This window comes from Ruegeria sp. R14_0, assembly GCF_017743975.1.
Lineage (GTDB): Bacteria > Pseudomonadota > Alphaproteobacteria > Rhodobacterales > Rhodobacteraceae > Ruegeria.
On record NZ_JAGHRC010000003.1, the window covers coordinates 240,958 to 256,346 of the forward strand.

Annotated in this window: 11 protein-coding genes; 8 read left to right on the top strand and 3 right to left on the bottom strand. The window is 57.3% G+C overall.

Annotation, left to right across the window (positions count from 1 at the left end):
* Nucleotides 1-4 precede the first annotated feature (4 nt).
* The 3 genes from J7416_RS10975 to J7416_RS10985 all read right to left on the bottom strand — a co-directional run bounded on the left by J7416_RS10975 (nt 5) and on the right by J7416_RS10985 (nt 3,491).
* Complete coding sequence (locus tag J7416_RS10975) at nt 5-1,036, bottom strand: sugar ABC transporter permease (protein WP_209224807.1); 1,032 nt, start codon at nt 1,034-1,036, stop codon at nt 5-7.
* A 66-nt stretch (nt 1,037-1,102) separates the two neighbouring features.
* Nucleotides 1,103-2,347, bottom strand: a complete 1,245-nt coding sequence (locus tag J7416_RS10980) for an extracellular solute-binding protein (protein WP_209224808.1) — start codon at nt 2,345-2,347, stop codon at nt 1,103-1,105.
* 97 nt (nt 2,348-2,444) lie between these two features.
* Nucleotides 2,445-3,491, bottom strand: a complete 1,047-nt coding sequence (locus J7416_RS10985; RefSeq protein WP_209224809.1) for an ABC transporter ATP-binding protein — start codon at nt 3,489-3,491, stop codon at nt 2,445-2,447.
* A 158-nt stretch (nt 3,492-3,649) separates the two neighbouring features.
* Between J7416_RS10985 and J7416_RS10990 the strand changes: the two genes are divergently transcribed.
* From J7416_RS10990 to J7416_RS11025, 8 genes are all read left to right on the top strand, one after another.
* Nucleotides 3,650-4,651 carry an ester cyclase gene (locus J7416_RS10990; RefSeq protein ID WP_209224810.1) on the top strand — a complete coding sequence of 334 codons (1,002 nt, stop codon included), beginning with the start codon at nt 3,650-3,652 and terminating at the stop codon, nt 4,649-4,651.
* A complete protein-coding gene (locus J7416_RS10995; protein ID WP_209224811.1) occupies nt 4,648-5,541 on the top strand; it encodes an amidohydrolase family protein in 894 nt (297 codons plus the stop codon). Before J7416_RS10990 ends, J7416_RS10995 begins: the two co-directional genes overlap by 4 nt.
* Before the next feature lie 61 nt (nt 5,542-5,602).
* A complete protein-coding gene (locus J7416_RS11000) occupies nt 5,603-6,916 on the top strand; it encodes a glycosyltransferase (RefSeq protein WP_209224812.1) in 1,314 nt (437 codons plus the stop codon).
* 212 nt (nt 6,917-7,128) lie between these two features.
* Entirely contained in the window at nt 7,129-8,301 is a 1,173-nt protein-coding gene (locus J7416_RS11005) for an acyl-CoA dehydrogenase family protein (protein ID WP_209224813.1), read from the top strand.
* The gene (locus tag J7416_RS11010) at nt 8,288-9,538 is read left to right on the top strand and encodes a HupE/UreJ family protein (RefSeq protein WP_209224814.1); all 1,251 of its coding nucleotides are present in this window, start codon (nt 8,288-8,290) and stop codon (nt 9,536-9,538) included. Before J7416_RS11005 ends, J7416_RS11010 begins: the two co-directional genes overlap by 14 nt.
* Complete coding sequence (locus J7416_RS11015; protein ID WP_209224815.1) at nt 9,538-11,043, top strand: amino acid adenylation domain-containing protein; 1,506 nt, start codon at nt 9,538-9,540, stop codon at nt 11,041-11,043. Before J7416_RS11010 ends, J7416_RS11015 begins: the two co-directional genes overlap by 1 nt.
* Complete coding sequence (locus J7416_RS11020; protein ID WP_209224816.1) at nt 11,024-11,275, top strand: acyl carrier protein; 252 nt, start codon at nt 11,024-11,026, stop codon at nt 11,273-11,275. The genes J7416_RS11015 and J7416_RS11020 overlap by 20 nt, the downstream gene beginning before the upstream one ends.
* Nucleotides 11,262-15,389, top strand: a complete 4,128-nt coding sequence (locus J7416_RS11025; protein WP_209224817.1) for a non-ribosomal peptide synthetase — start codon at nt 11,262-11,264, stop codon at nt 15,387-15,389. The genes J7416_RS11020 and J7416_RS11025 overlap by 14 nt, the downstream gene beginning before the upstream one ends.

Sequence of the window (15,389 nt, forward strand, 5' to 3'; positions counted from 1 at the left end):
GTCCTCAGTGAGATTTGCGGGTGAAGTCGCGCCATGTGCGTATCAGCACGGGCGTCATCAGGATGACCACAAGGATGATCGTGATCAGCGAGGTCGCGCCCGCAGATGCGTAGAGCGGATTGCCGCTTTCGCGCAGGTCGTTGTAGATGATCCAGCTGAGCGACTGGGCATGCGCCTCGGCCTTGAAGCTGACGATCGGCTCGAACACGCGGAAGTTGTCCATGATCAGCATCAGTGTCACGAACGATACCAACGGCATCAGATGCGGAACAACAACGTGGATCATGCGCTGCCATTTGCTGGCACCGTCGATCTGGGCGGCTTCCATCGTGTCTTCCGGCACGGTCTGAAGACCAGCGTAGAAGGTGATGAAGCTGAACGGCAGGGTGTGCCAGACGCCATACACCATCAGCATTGTCCAGGTCAGCGCGGTCGAAGCCTTTAGGCTGAGGGATGGATCATTGAATATACGTTGAATGGTGGCGCCAATTACACCATCGCTGTCGACCATCCAGAACAGGATCAACGAACCGACAAGCGGGGTGACAAGAAAGGGCAAAAGCGAAACAAAGATCGCCAACCCCTTGAGCATACCTGGCAAGTTGTTGACGCCAACCGCGATGGCCATACCAAGGATCAGAACCAGCGGTGTGACGACGGCGGTGTAGGCCAGTGTGAATGCCAGCGCGCTGTAGAAGGGCAGGTTGTAGACATTGCTCCAGAACTCACCGAACGAAGCGGAACTGGACCATGCCTCACCTACCTCGGAAAAGGCCAGATGCGAACGGTTGGTATATGTCCCAAGCCCGTTGAATTGGCCAAGCGGCTGATCAGCGCGCAACTTTTCGGTGGCCTCGACATCCACCGCAGTGGCTTCAGTACACCCAAAAGGGCCGCAGTTTTCGGTTACGACCAAAACCTGCTCATGCTCGACAAACAGCGATTGAACAAAGACCGAGACAATGGGCAGCGCGATAAACAGGATCATCGCGGTGAGCGTCGGCAGAATGAACCAGAAAAAGGTACGGTGCTTCATAGCGTATGTCCCGGTCTAAATCCGAAAAGAGAGGGGGCCAGATACAGCCCCCTCAGTCGGGGAGAGTTACTGAAGGAACCCGGCTTCTTTGGCCGAGGTTCTGTATGCAGATTCAACATCCGCCAGCGCCTGTTCGGCACTCTCGTCGCCTTTGATAAAGTCCGACAGTTCGGTACCCAGCGCCGCGTGCAACAGTCCCATTTGCGGGATCATCGGGTAAGGTTTCGCCCCACCCTGCGCGGTCTGGGCAACACCTGCCGCAGCCGGTCCGGGTGTAAAGCCATCCAGCAACCAAACGGCGTCATCGTTGTTCGCTGAAACCATTTCGGGTGTCAGGGCACTGACGAGGGCCGCAAAAGTCGCCTCAGCTTCTTCATCCGATACGTTAGTGGCAATCGAGATGCCATCCCACCAAAGGGTTGCGGATGGGATCGAACCGCCTCCTACAGTCGGCGCGCCGGACAAGACGGTGTTCGATGTCACTTCTTCGGTCGAACCTTCGTCGTCCAAGATCGGCGAACCGCGCGAACCCCACATGACGCCCAGAGCAGCCTGGCCGGATTCCCACAGGCCCTGCGTTTCGTTTGACGCATGTGTCAGGTGGTCGGGATGCGCATATTCAGCAATCGCCTTCATGGTTTCCAGCGTGGCCAGACCTTTTTCGTTGTTGATCGAAGGTTCCGCCGATCCGGGCTCGAAGAACTCGCCGCCATGGCCGAGGTAGATCATGTTGAAGACTTCGGCGAGGTTCCAACCGGTCTGCATGTTGATAACGATCGGATGCTCCATGATGCCCGCCTCGCGGATCATTTTTGCAGCCTCGATCACTTCCTCGTAGGTCGCGGGGATACCCTCGAAACCAGCTTGCTCAAGGATGTCCTTGCGCGAGAAGAGATGCTGAGAGTTCGCCATGAACGCCACAGCCATAATGTTGCCGTCGATGGTGATCAGAAGGTTCGGCGAGATGTTTTCGCCATACTTCTCAACCAGATCGTTCAGCGGGCGGACCAGACCGTCATTCATCAGCTGGGTCAGGGTCGCGTTGGCCAGAATAACCGAGGAGTACTCGGACGGGTTCGGCGTCAGAGCCGCATTCATAATCGAACGCGCTTCGGTCGTGTGGTTTGTTGCAAAGTCAGACGCGCCGCTTGCACAATTGGCTTCCGCCGCGCCCGCGACGGCGTGGATCGCCGGGAAGTCGCTGGCCAGAATGCGGATGGATTGACCTTCCGGCCCACAATTGGCGGCATAAGCGGCCGAGCCCATCAGACCCACAAAGGTCGTTACGGTTGCTAGCTTTCTCAGAAACATTTCAGTCTCCCTGTTTCTTTGAGTTTTGGTTGCGTGCCCCTTACACGCAGTGGGTTTGATCCCGGGGCTTTTCCCCGGTGATTGAGCGGGGGTAATGTCAGATCCGTTGCCCGGTCTGACCGTCAAACAGATGACAAATCTCACTGGGAACCGAGATCGACACCATGTCGTCAATTTCGGCGCGATAGTTTTTGTCGGCCTTCACGGACACCAGCGCCCCGCCCACGCGGACGGAAATCATGGTCGCATCGCCCAGCAATTCCTGGGTGTAGATCGGCGCGTTGATCTGACCCTGACCGTCAGTGGCCAGTGTGGCATCTTCGGCGCGGAAGCCGAGGGTCATGGGGCCGTCAGGTGCATTGACACCGGAAATCTCGACATTCTTCGCGGTGAAGGTGCCGCCCCGCACTTCGCCTTCCATCAGGTTCATCGCAGGGTTGCCGATAAAGCTAGCGACAAAGGTGTTGGCGGGCGTGTCATAAATCTCGGTCGGGCTGCCAACCTGCTGCACAACACCGCTTTTCATCACGACCACACGGTCGGCCAAAGTCATCGCTTCGATCTGGTCGTGGGTCACGTAGATCGTAGTGACGGCCAGCTCATGGCTTAGATTCTTGATCTGGGCGCGTGTCGAAACGCGCAGCTTGGCGTCGAGGTTCGACAGCGGTTCATCCATCAAAAAGACGTTTGGTTCGCGAACGATTGCGCGCGCCAGTGCAACCCGCTGACGCTGACCGCCCGACAATTCGGCCGGTTTGCGGTGCAGGAAGTCATCCAGTTCAACCATGGCCGAGGCGCGACGGACCTTATCGTCATGCGTCGAAGGGTCAATGCCCCGCACTTTCAGCGGGAACCGGATGTTTTCGTAGACATTCATGTTCGGGTACAGCGCGTAAGACTGGAACACCATCGCCACATCGCGGTCTTTGGGTTCCATGTCGTTGACGCGCTGACCGTCAATCAGGATGTCGCCTTCGCTGGCATCCTCGAGCCCCGCGATCATGCGCATCGTGGTGGTCTTGCCACAGCCGGACGGGCCAAGAAGCACCAGAAACTCTTTGTCAGAAATTGTAAGATCGAAATTGTCGACCCCAACAAACGAGCCCCAACGCTTTCCAACATTGCGAAGTTGAATCTCGGCCATTCTGTCCTCCCTGCCGCATGCACGGTGCATACGTTTGCAAAAGCATAGACATCTTAAGGAACATCTGGCAAGAATTTTTTGCATGCGCATGCAAGCCGCCTGGATCCTTCTTGCACAGCACTGCACCTAACCGGTTAATGCACTGAAAGAAAAACAAAATGTCCTATGAAGCCGAAAAGCAGGTCGTCCTCGATTTCTATGACGCAATCGACAAGGCACAAGAATCGTCCATCGTCAGTGCAATCGCCGACCATTGCGCGCCAGACTTTTTGTGGCGCGGTTTTCATCCCTTTGACGAGCAGCACGGCGCAGAGGCCGTAGCGCAGAATTTCTGGACCCCGCTCAGAAAAAGCCTGACCCGTCAGCAACGCCGCATGGATGTATTCATGGCCGGCGCCAACGAAATGGATGGCTTCGATTCGGTCTGGGTGGCGTCGATGGGTCACCTGATGGGTCTGTTTGACACCCCCTGGCTTGGGATCGCGCCAACGGGCAAACTGGCCTTTCTGCGGTATTGCGAATTCCACAAGGTCGAGAACGGCAAAATCACTGAAACCGCAATGTATTTCGATATTCCGCATCTCATGATGCAGGCCGGTCTGCAGCCCTTCCCTCCGCAAACCGCGGCACAGCTGGTTCAACCAGGGCCCATGACCCATGACGGGCTGATGTTCACGCCTCAGCCCGCTGATGAGGCCGATCGGACGCTGGCTGCGATCAACGCGATGATTTCGGACCTGGGTCAGTGGAACAGCGGCCTGAGCCTTGAGGATGAATTGCGGCGCACCTGGCACGAGGACATGCTCTGGTGGGGGCCGACGGGTATCGGCGCGACCTACACGATCGAACGTTACGCCAAACAACACGCTGGCCCGTTCCGTGCCTCGTTCGCCGATCGGTCGAAAACCGGGCATATCTGCCGTATGGCCGAGGGGCACTATGGCGGCTTTTTTGGTTGGCCCAACTTCACCGCCCGCCCGACCGGCGGTTTCATGGGCATGCCCGCAACCAACAAACTCGGCGAGTTTCGCGTGATCGATATCTACCGCCGCGACGGCGACAAGCTGGCCGAAAACTGGATCTTCATCGACCTGCTGCATTTCTGGAAACAGCAGGGCGTCGATATTCTGGCGCGCATGGCCGAGGTGCCTAAGACATGACACACTGGATCGACGCCCATCACCATCTTTGGGACCTGAACGCCTTAAACTATCCCTGGCTGATGGCGCGCGGGGTCGAGCGGTTCTTTGGTGATCCTACTCCGATTCAGCGAGACTATCTGCTGGATGAGTTCCGGTCCGAGGCCGAGCCGTGCGGTGTTCGCGCCTCGGTGCATATTCAGGTTGGGGCCGAAAGCGGCCTGGACGAAGCCCGCTGGGTCCAGTCTGTCGCCGATGCCAACCGTGATTGGCCGATGGCACAGGTTGTGTTCTGCGATCTGACCTCGGCGGACCTTTCTACACAGTTGGACACGTTCCAGACCCTGAAAACCGTGCGAGGCCTGCGCCAGATTGTCGGGCGCGCGCCCGGAGAGGACGCGCAGACGGGGACAAACACACTTCTCGACAACGCCGCGTTTGTGACGGGCCTGCAAGAGGCCGGTCGTCGCGGCCTCAGCTTTGATCTGCAGCTCATCCCCGAACTGATGGAAAAAACCGCCCGCGTTCTGGCGCAAGCCCCCGAGACGGAGATCGCCCTATGTCATGCCGGATCGCCCCATGACCGCAGCCCCGAAGGGCTTAAAGACTGGGCTCAGCACCTGCGTACACTGTCCGCCCTGCCCCACGTGACTTGCAAACTGTCCGGGTTGGGTATGTTCGACCACACATGGACGCCAGACAGCATCCGCCCGATCATCGAAACCTGCCTTGATCAATTTGGCCCGGACCGGGTCATGTTCGGATCAAATTTCCCGGTCGATAAGCTGTATGGCGACTACGCCACTCTGGCGAACGCATATCGCGATCTGATCCCGGCCGAGGCGCACCAAGCTGTGTTCCAAGACTCTGCAGCGCGGTTCTATGCTTTGCAGCAACCGCAGGCAGACTAGAGAGGCTGTTTGATAACATCCGCCTTGACCTGAGCGTTATCTAGGCCACGTGATGCGAACGATGGCGAAACGTTTGGCGATAGTCTCAAGTGGAGTGGCTAGCCCGCTCAGCAGCGCATTGGAATTTGCCAAGCGCGCTCAGTCGCTTGGGTACGAGGTGGGTGTGTTCGCGCATCACGCCGCGCGCGAGTTGATTTTGCATTGCGACCTGCAACATATCGAAATCCCCGAGCCGCGCGTCGACGCTTTTGCACCGCTCCTGACGCGGGAAGAGATGAAGGGCCTGACCGCACAACAGCGGAAAGATGCAGCCGTGGACGCGCTGGAAGCAAAGGCATTCGCCGATGCGCTGGCTGGATTTCGACCCGACGCCCTTTTTGTCGATTGCGAGCTTCATGCGCAAATTCTTGTTGGGCTGTCCCAGGATATTCCCGTGGTCCAGTTCAGCAACATGTTCCTGTCTCCCCCCGGCCTTCGCGCCCCACCACTGAACAAACGCGCCCAACCGGGGACGGGCCTGCTCGGCAGTCGCATCGGTGTTTCGCTGATTTGGGCCAGCTTCCTTCTATGGAAGCTCAAGAAACGCCTGCGCAACAGAATCAGGTATGGCGGGGCGGAATACGGCACTGCTCTGATAGAATTGGCCGGACGCCTTGGCGTACCGCTCGCGCAGAAGCGCAGGCTGATCTGCTGGCAAATGCCCTGGACCTACCGCATTCCCACCGCGCTGTTACTGCCCAAAGCCCTGGACCTGCCCACGCGGCTGTATCCGAGTTTCACGTATCTTGGCGCGATGATCCTGCAGGATCGGCCGGAAAAACCTCATGACCCGGAATCCGCTGCGAGGTTTTGTGCACCTACAGACGGCAAAAAACGAATATTCGTTGGCTTCGGCACGATGATGCACCCCAAAAGTCGGCTTCTGTCCAACCTTTGGGCCGTTGCCCGCAAACACCCCGAATGGCAATTCCTTTTCGCGGCCGGTCGGACATGGGATGAAAGGTCTTTATTGGACCTGCCTCCCAATGTTGAAATGGTGGCCTGGGTTCCCCAGCAATCACTGCTGCACTATGCGGATCTGGCCATCATGCATGGCGGCACAGGCGGTTTTGTCGAAGCAGTTGGGGCCGCAACCCCTGTTTTACTCTATCCTCATGTTAACGATCAGCAGGGCAGCGCAACCAGGGCCGTTTTCCACGGGATCGGCCGCGCAGGACAGCAAACGGATTCGCCGGATCAGATCGAAGCGGACATTCAAGCTCTGCTCAGTGATGCTCGTTACAAAGAAAACTGTGGCGCATTGCAGGCGGCGTACCGCAAAGAGCATGATGAGGCGAGCCTGGCTGAATATTTGCGGAGTATCACCGTTTCCTAAACTTCAAAATCATTTAAAAACAAATCACTAAACTAAGAATCTGAACACACGACCACGCTGTTCAAATCGCCTTTTTTATGCGAAACGAGTGGCACCGCGGTCACGCGCGCAGCTACGCCTGACGCGCAAGACGCATCGGTCCCTCTGAATATAGTGATCCGCGCCCGTTGTGATTGCGTAACAATTACATGCGCAATTGAATACGTACGACAGTGGACCAGAAGACAAGACATAATGATCGCGACCGCAGCGGGGATGTCCGGATATTTGCGGAAACCATCCGTGATACCTCGCCCGACACCCTACGCGACCTTTGGAAGTCGGCGGGTAAAAATGGCGTGTTTCGCCATTTGGTGCCGTCCGCAGACGGGGGATCGGGCGACAATGCCCGTGCACTTGTTGAAGACATGCTTACGTTTGGGGCGCACTGCCTGGATGGCGGATTCGGGATGGCTGTTCTTTCCCAGATCCTGACCATTCAGAAACCGCTGCTTCGGTTCGCAAGCCCTGAGGCCCGCCAGCACTATATTCCGCGCCTGTTGGCCGGCGACCTGATCGGAGCCTTTGCCCTGACCGAACCCTCCTCTGGATCTGATGCATTGTCTCTGACCACCACGGCCACACCCAAAGATGGCGGGTATGTTCTGAACGGCCATAAGGCGTTTGTCGGGATGGGACCGATATGTGATTTTGCGATCGTTTTCGCGCAGACCGCACCGGACAAGGGCCGTTGGGGGTTGTCGGCCTTCATAGTGCATTCCGACGATTCGGGCTTCTTTCGGCGTGATCGGCAGGAAAAGCTGGGTCTGAATACATCCCCAATCGGCGAGCTGGAGTTCCGCGACTGCTGGATCCCCGAAACGCGCCGGATCGGGCCAGAGGGCGCAGGAGCGACCATCATTCAAACAACGCTCGACTGGGAGCGTTGCTTTATCCTGACCGCTCATGTGGGTGCGATGCGTCGTCAATTGGCAGAATGTGTTGAGTTCGCGGCATCCCGGCACCAGTTTGGCAAACCCATCTCGGCGTTTCAGTCAGTTTCAAACCGCCTTGCGGACATGCGTGTTCGCCTGGAAACCTGCGAACTCATGCTGGCGCGCGCGGCCCAGCTGTACGATTCCGGTCAACCGCTTAGTCAGTTTGCCGCCATGGCGAACCTCCACATTGCCGAGGCCTACCTGAGCTCTAGCCTCGATGCGATGCGTACCTTTGGTGGGCGTGGATACCTGAAGGGATCGAATGCGGGCGCTGACGTGACCGACGCCTTGGGCGGTGTGATCTACTCCGGCACCTCGGACATTCAGCGCGAGATCATTGCAAAGATGGAGCTTGGGCAAAGGTCCCAACCCAATAAAGTGGGAGACGGGACCAATGGCAGTAACTGAACGCGAGGCCATGGCGCGCCCAGCGCCTTGCAGCACACCTAAAACACTGGGCCTGGCAGCACTGTTTCTCTGGCTTGGCGCTTTCTTATTGACGGCCCTTGCCACTCCGGCACACGCCCACAGGGTCAACGAAACTTACGTCTATTTCGACGTAACCGAAAACACGTTGAGCGGCCGTATCGAGGTCACACTGACTGACTTAGCCCGCATTCAACAAGGTCTACCGCAGGTCGAAAGCGCACTTTCCGAGGATGAAGTGCGCGCGACACGAACCGCGTTCTTCGACTACTTCAAAGACCGGCTGAAACTGTCGGCAAACGACCAGCCCTTCCAGTTTGAATTTGACGAGATCACCTTTTTTGGCTCGTCCATCGACACATTCGCACAGTTTCATTTCAATGTGGTTGGCGTCGACAAAACACCGACCACAATCCAGATGTCCTATGACGGCTTGCTGGATGTCGATCCCGGCCATCGCGGCTTTGCGCTGATCGGCAGTAACAGCCGAAATGGGATGGATGAAAACGAGGCTTATATCTCGCTGGTGTTTGCGCCCGGGGATGGCAAGAAAGACCTGTACCTTAATGATGAACCGATCAAGGATATTGCGCGCTTATTCTTTGAAAATGGCGTTTGGCATATTTGGCTGGGGTTCGACCATCTTCTGTTTTTGATTACGCTTCTTCTGTGCGCGGTTATGCGGATCGAAAATGACCATTGGGTGCCTTCGGACAGCATCCGTGACAGCCTGTGGCCAGCCGTCAAAATCGTGACGCTCTTTACAATCGCCAATACCATCGCGCTGAGCCTTGCGACCTACGGGATCATCACCCTTCCCGTGACGCTGGTCGAAGCTGTGATCGCTTTCTCCATCGCCGCGGTGGCATTGGGCAATCTTATCCCTCGATTTCACGCAAGCGTCTGGAAGCTGGCCGTTCTGTTCGGCATCTTCCATGGGTTCGGCTTTGCCAGTGTGCTTGAACCTCTGGGTCTGGACGCCTCACGCAAGGCAACTGGATTGGCCACTTTCAACATCGGAATCGAGATCGGGCAGCTCGCCGTTGTCATGGTCCTATTCCCGATCTTCTTTATCCTGCGCCGTTTGACCGCGTACCGCGTCGTCTTTCTGCAATTTGGATCGATGGCCCTGATCGCATTTGCGATCTTATGGTTCTTTGAGCGGACCCTCGGCTGGTTCCCACAAGTCGCAGCCACCGCTTCCTCGGTGATCCAGTGATGGAGATGGACGTGTACCTGGACGATGCGCTAAAGCGTTTTGCGAAGGTGACACCCGACGCTGCCGCGATCCGGATTTTGGGTCGCGTTACGACCTACGCGGAATTCGACAACCACGTCGCCCAGATCGCCCGTGCTATGACAGATCGCGGCGTTGGCCCAAGGGACCGTGTGGTCATCTGTTCGGTCAAAAGCGTCGAAACAATCGCCTCGATCTATGCGATCCTTCGCGTTGGAGGGATTTATGTGCCCATTGACCCTGCGGCCCCGGCCGAGCGTGTCTCAGCCCAACTGTCCGCCGCTTCGCCCAAGATGATCCTGGCTGATACGGCCCGACTGCCAAAGTTCACTGACGCAGCACCCAAGGATCAACTGCTAGACATCTCGCAACCTTTGCCCAGCGATCCACGCGATTTGCCGGTCGTGAAACGAAACCCAGAGGACCCGGCTTATATCCTGATGACGTCCGGCACGACCGGAACACCAAAGGGCATCGTTCATACTCACAAAAGCGGCTTGGCTTACGCGAAGATGGCCGCCGATTTATGCGGGTTGCGCCCCTCAGACCGGGTCAGTCATCACACGCCTGTGCATTTCGATATGTCGATTTTCGACATTTTCAGTACGGCCCAAGCCGGCGCCTGCGCAGTGGTCATCCCCGAAATGCACGCAAAACTGCCAGCAAGCCTTTCCGAGCTTACCGAACAAGAGAAGATCACCGTTTGGTATTCAGTGCCATATGCCCTGATCCAAATGGCTGAACGCGGCGTGCTGGACAGCCGCGACCTTAGCGCCTTGCGGGTCGTGATGTTCGCCGGCGAGAAAATGCCTCCTGCGGCGCTGAAGGCGTTTTCTCAGCACACTCCGAATGCCACCTTCTTGAATGCCTACGGCCCGACCGAAACCAATCATTGCACCACGGCAAAGCTGACGCATGCAGATCTGGACGGGACAAGCCCAATTCCAATCGGCCGCCCCGACGCTGGTGTAACCGCGCGCATCGGCACCGAAGCAGAGGATGCCGAAACCGGCGAGCTCTTGATCGCCGCAGATCAGGTCATGCTGGAGTACTGGCGCGCGCAAACCCTGACTGACGTGTCGTTTTGCACCCTTCCTGACGAGCATGGGATCACCCGCAAGTTCTACCGGACTGGCGATATCGTGCGCCGATTGCCTGAAAAGGGGTTGCTTTTGATTGGCCGCAAAGACCGTCAGATCAAGCTCAGAGGCTTCCGGATCGAGCTTGACGAAATCGAACTGGCGCTGGTGAACACGCCCACGGTAACCGAAGCGGTCGCTGCCGTGGTCGATGACGAAATCCACGCCTTTGTGACAGGCGGCACGTCCGAGGATGTCGCGGACGTACGGTCCCACATCGAAGGCGTCCTGCCCCGCTATGCCGTGCCGCAACACATCACATGGCTTGCAGATATGCCGCGCACATCGACCGGCAAAATAGATCGGGCAAAGCTGACAGGGAAAGACGATGCACAACACGCAGCATGAAACACAACGGCAGGCTGTGCGCCACTACGTGCACGCCACACTGCTGGGCGGTCAAACGGTCTCGGACGATGAAGAGCTGTTGCTGAGCGGTATGGTCGACTCGCTGGGCGTTATGTCGCTGGTGTCGTTTATTGAACAAACATACGGCATCGAGATTCCCTTCGAGGATGTAACGCTGGAAAATCTCTGCTCGATCACTGCGATTTCCAGATATGCCGATGGTCGTACCTGACATGTCTGCTCAGTCATATCCGCTATCCGAAAGCCAGCTGAGGTTCTGGAAGGGCCATCGCCTGCAACCCGATGTTCCAATCTACAATATGGCCTGGCGGTTTGATCTGCAGTTGGACCTGGACCCCGACCTGTTTGAAACGGCGTTCCAAGGGGCCGTGCAGGACAATGACATCCTTCGCACGGTCTTTCGCGAGGGGCCGGATGGACCATATCAGGTCGCACAGAAGATGCCGGATGATCTGCTGGATCTCGTTGACCTCAGCCAATCTACAGACCCGGCGTCATTGCTGCGCGACCACCTTAACTCATGGGTTCAAGCAAGGTTTGATCTGGAGCGCGAACCGCTGCGCAGCCAGTTGATCAAACTAACCGACGCGCACTGGGTCTGGGCCATCTGCCAGCATCATATTCTTTGTGACGCACAATCCGGCGCGCTGCTCTTTGATCACGTCTCTCGCCGGTATTCGGCCTTGGTACAGGGCAAGAAATACCAGGCCGATCCCCTGCCCCGTTTTTTTGACAGCCTGTCAGACCCGACGTCGGCGGCGATCCCGGTTGCGACACCCCATGCCCCAACCGCCCCATACGGGAGTGCATCCAAACGCAGTGGGTTTTCCCAACGCATTCCAGTTACACTGGATGCCGACACGGCTGAGACGCTTGAGCGCGCCACCGAACGATCCGAATTCCGCCTGTTCACTCCTGACCTGTCGAAACTGGCGATCTATCTGACCGCCTATCTTGGGTATCTGCACAGGGTCACGGGAGATGATCAGATAACCATCGGCCTGCCTTCTCATAACCGGCTGACGGGTCATGATAAAATGACCATGGGCCCGTTCGTCGAGGTGTTGCCATTCCACATGGAAATCGGTCCTGATGAAACACTTATAGGCCTTCATGCGAAAGTGAAGGCCGAGCTTGGCGCGTTCCTAAGGAAGGCAAAGCCCGGCGCTGTGGCGGCAATGGACACCTCGACCATCAGCGCGGTGTGCAACTACATTCAGGCTGAATTCCCGGATTTTGCGGGGCATCCAGCTGACGTCCAGTGGCTGCACAGTGGTGCGCATGACGCCGCTCACGCCATGCGCCTGCACATCACAGACTTCAGCGGCGATGGTACGCAGCGGCTGTTCCTGGATGTCCACGATGAAATAGCGGAAGCTGTTGAGCCCGCAAATCTACAACAACATTTTGCGCGGTTTCTGGCGACCACGCTTGAGGCTCCTGAAACGTCGCTTGCGGCGGTGGATATGGTTGCAGACGCACAGGATCAGGCCATCGTTTTTGGCCGATCAGAGCGCGGCGACATGCCTTCAACTGTGCTGAAGTCTTTTGGCGCGCAGGTCACCAAGACCCCCGATGCCGTTGCACTGCTTCAAGTCAACCGGCCTATCACGTATGTACAGCTCAACGAAAAGAGCGACAGGATCGCTTCGTATATCGCGAGTATTGGTATCGCACGTGAATCGTCGATCGCGATCTACCTGCCCCGTTCAACCGAGTTTGTTGAGGTCATGCTGGGTGTCCTCAAAGCCGGGTGCAACTTTGTTCCAATTGCCGCCAACACGCCTTTTGCAAGGGCCGAACAGATCATAACGGGCGCTGGTGCTGCAGCAGTATTTGTCGCTCCGGCAGAGGATCGCACGTTTACTTGCCAGACTTTAACCGTCGCCACAGCAACTTCGGAAGAACCCCTTACCGTCTCGCCACCAGATGGGCATGAACGAGCCTACGTCCTGTTCACATCCGGCTCTACCGGTGTTCCCAAGGGGGTTGAGGTCAGCCATGCCGAGCTGTCGCGATACATCCACTGGGCCGCCGATACGTTCGGCAACAAGCCTGACGCAACCTACGCGTTCTTTTCTTCGGTCTCGTTCGATCTGACACTGACTTCGTTATTCGCTCCGTTGGTCCACGGTGGCACGATCCACGTCTATCCCGAGCGCGCGGATCCAGATCTTGCTGTACTGGATGTGTTCGCTGAAGACGCCGTGGATGTGGTCAAGCTGACGCCCTCACACTTGGCGCTGGCTTGCAAACAGGGCCGCCCAGTTGAGCGCATTCAAACGCTTGTGCTGGGCGGCGAGAACCTGTCGTCGCAGCTCTGCCGCAACGCGACTGAGGTCCTGTCCCCGTCTCTGACGCTTATCAACGAATACGGCCCCACCGAAGCAGTAGTCGGCGCGATGCACCACGCCTTTGATCCCGCTGCGGATACCGCAGCCTCGGTTCAAATCGGAACCCCCGCAGATGGGGTTTCAATCAGTGTTCGCGATGCCGGTATGAACCTGTGCCCCATCGGTGTGACCGGTGAAATCGTGATCGGTGGTCGGTTGGCAGAAGGCTATCTGGATGATCCATCCAAAACCGCGGCAAAGTTCCTGAACGACCCAAAGGCAATACAAGGCAGAGTTTATCGCAGCGGTGACATCGGTCGGATCAACCGAGACGGCAGCTTTGACTATCTTGGCCGCGCGGATCAGCAGATCAAGATTGGTGGCATCCGGTTCGAAACTGCCGAGTTTGATCGCGTGCTACGCCAAATCCCCGGTGTGAATGCCGTTCACGTGTCATACGGGCACCCGCCATCGGACCCGGGCGGCACTCGGCAATGCCGAACCTGCGGCCTGACCAACGCAGTACCCGGCGTTGAATTTGCAGGTGATGATTTATGCGAAATATGCGCCGAGTTCGAAGGCTATAAGGATCGTGCCCAGGCCTATTTCCGCGACGAACCCGCCCTGCAACGCCAGATCATGCGCGCGGCCGACTCACGCCGCGGAGACTACGATGCTGTGATGATGCTAAGCGGGGGCAAAGACAGCACCTATGCGGCGTACCGGCTGGCCAATTATACCTCTCGCGTATTGGCTGTGACACTCGACAACGGCTATATCTCGGATCAATCAAAGACGAATATTCAACGGGTTGTCAAAGACTTGGGCTGGGATCATCGCTATCTCAGCACAGACAAGATGAACCAGATTTTTGTCGACAGCCTGAAAGCACATTCCAATGTGTGCCAAGGTTGCTTCAAGGCGCTGTACACTTTGGCTTTTCGCACGGCCCTGTCCGAAGGCGCGCCATTGGTCGTCACAGGTCTGTCCCGCGGGCAGTTCTTTGAAACGCGCCTGACCCCGGACCTGTTCCGCAATGCGGCCCCCACTTGTGCCCAACTGGATGACATGGTCACCAAGGCGCGCAAAGCCTATCACGCCGAAGACGATGAGCTGTCGAGGCTTCTGGAGACAGAAGACCTGAAGGACGGCGACTTTCTGAAACAGGTCGAAGTGCTGGATATCTACCGCTATATTGATGTCCCCGTGTCCGAGATTTACGATTTTCTCGACACCCGCACCGCCTGGCAGCGCCCGGCTGATACTGGCCGTTCGACCAATTGCCTCATCAATGACGCTGGCATCTACCTGCACAAGTCCCGCGAAGGCTATCACAACTATGCGCTGCCCTATTCCTGGGACGTACGCATGGGCCACAAAACCCGCGCGCAGGCTTTGGACGAGTTGAATGATGAAATCGACACCCAGAGGGTTGAAGCGATCCTTGAGGAGATCGGTTTTGACGAACCCGTCGCACCGCAAAAACTGAGTGTGTATGTGGCCGGTCAGGGCATCGCGGAACAGGATGTCTGGCAGTCATTGCAGGCGCATTTCCCCCGCGCCTTGCTGCCAGACTCGGTGGCTGTTCTTCCGGATATGCCGCTGAATTCCAACGGCAAGGTCGATCCCTCCCGCCTGCCCAAAGCGCGAAACCGCAGGCGGGCGGATGCGGATTTCGTTGCGCCCAAAAACGAAACCGAACAGCGTCTGGCCAGCATTCTGGCGACCGCCATCGGCGCATCTCGTGTCAGCGTGACACAGGACTTTTTCGATCTGGGCGTCGATAGCCTGACCGCCATCGAGATCGCGGTCAAAGCCAATGAGCATGGTCTGCCCCTGCCCGCCACGTCACTGTTTGAATACCGGACCATTCGCGCTTTGGCACAACATGCCGAACAGTTGCCCAGCACCGCGCCTGACGACGTTCAGGATGAGCAATTGATTGATCTGGACGACGACGATCTTTCAAGCATCACAGAGGCGTTGAGCTGA

Bases quoted from the DNA above. Each gene is read 5' to 3' on its own strand.
- J7416_RS11015 (WP_209224815.1), top strand. From the start codon at position 9,538: ATGGAGATGGACGTGTACCTGGACGATGCGCTAAAGCGTTTTGCGAAG.
- J7416_RS11025 (WP_209224817.1), top strand. From the start codon at position 11,262: ATGGTCGTACCTGACATGTCTGCTCAGTCATATCCGCTATCCGAAAGC.
- J7416_RS10995 (WP_209224811.1), top strand. From the start codon at position 4,648: ATGACACACTGGATCGACGCCCATCACCATCTTTGGGACCTGAACGCC.
- J7416_RS10980 (WP_209224808.1), bottom strand. From the start codon at position 2,347: ATGTTTCTGAGAAAGCTAGCAACCGTAACGACCTTTGTGGGTCTGATG.
- J7416_RS10985 (WP_209224809.1), bottom strand. From the start codon at position 3,491: ATGGCCGAGATTCAACTTCGCAATGTTGGAAAGCGTTGGGGCTCGTTT.
- J7416_RS11000 (WP_209224812.1), top strand. From the start codon at position 5,603: ATGGCGAAACGTTTGGCGATAGTCTCAAGTGGAGTGGCTAGCCCGCTC.
- J7416_RS11020 (WP_209224816.1), top strand. From the start codon at position 11,024: ATGCACAACACGCAGCATGAAACACAACGGCAGGCTGTGCGCCACTAC.
- J7416_RS10975 (WP_209224807.1), bottom strand. From the start codon at position 1,036: ATGAAGCACCGTACCTTTTTCTGGTTCATTCTGCCGACGCTCACCGCG.
- J7416_RS11010 (WP_209224814.1), top strand. From the start codon at position 8,288: ATGGCAGTAACTGAACGCGAGGCCATGGCGCGCCCAGCGCCTTGCAGC.
- J7416_RS10990 (WP_209224810.1), top strand. From the start codon at position 3,650: ATGTCCTATGAAGCCGAAAAGCAGGTCGTCCTCGATTTCTATGACGCA.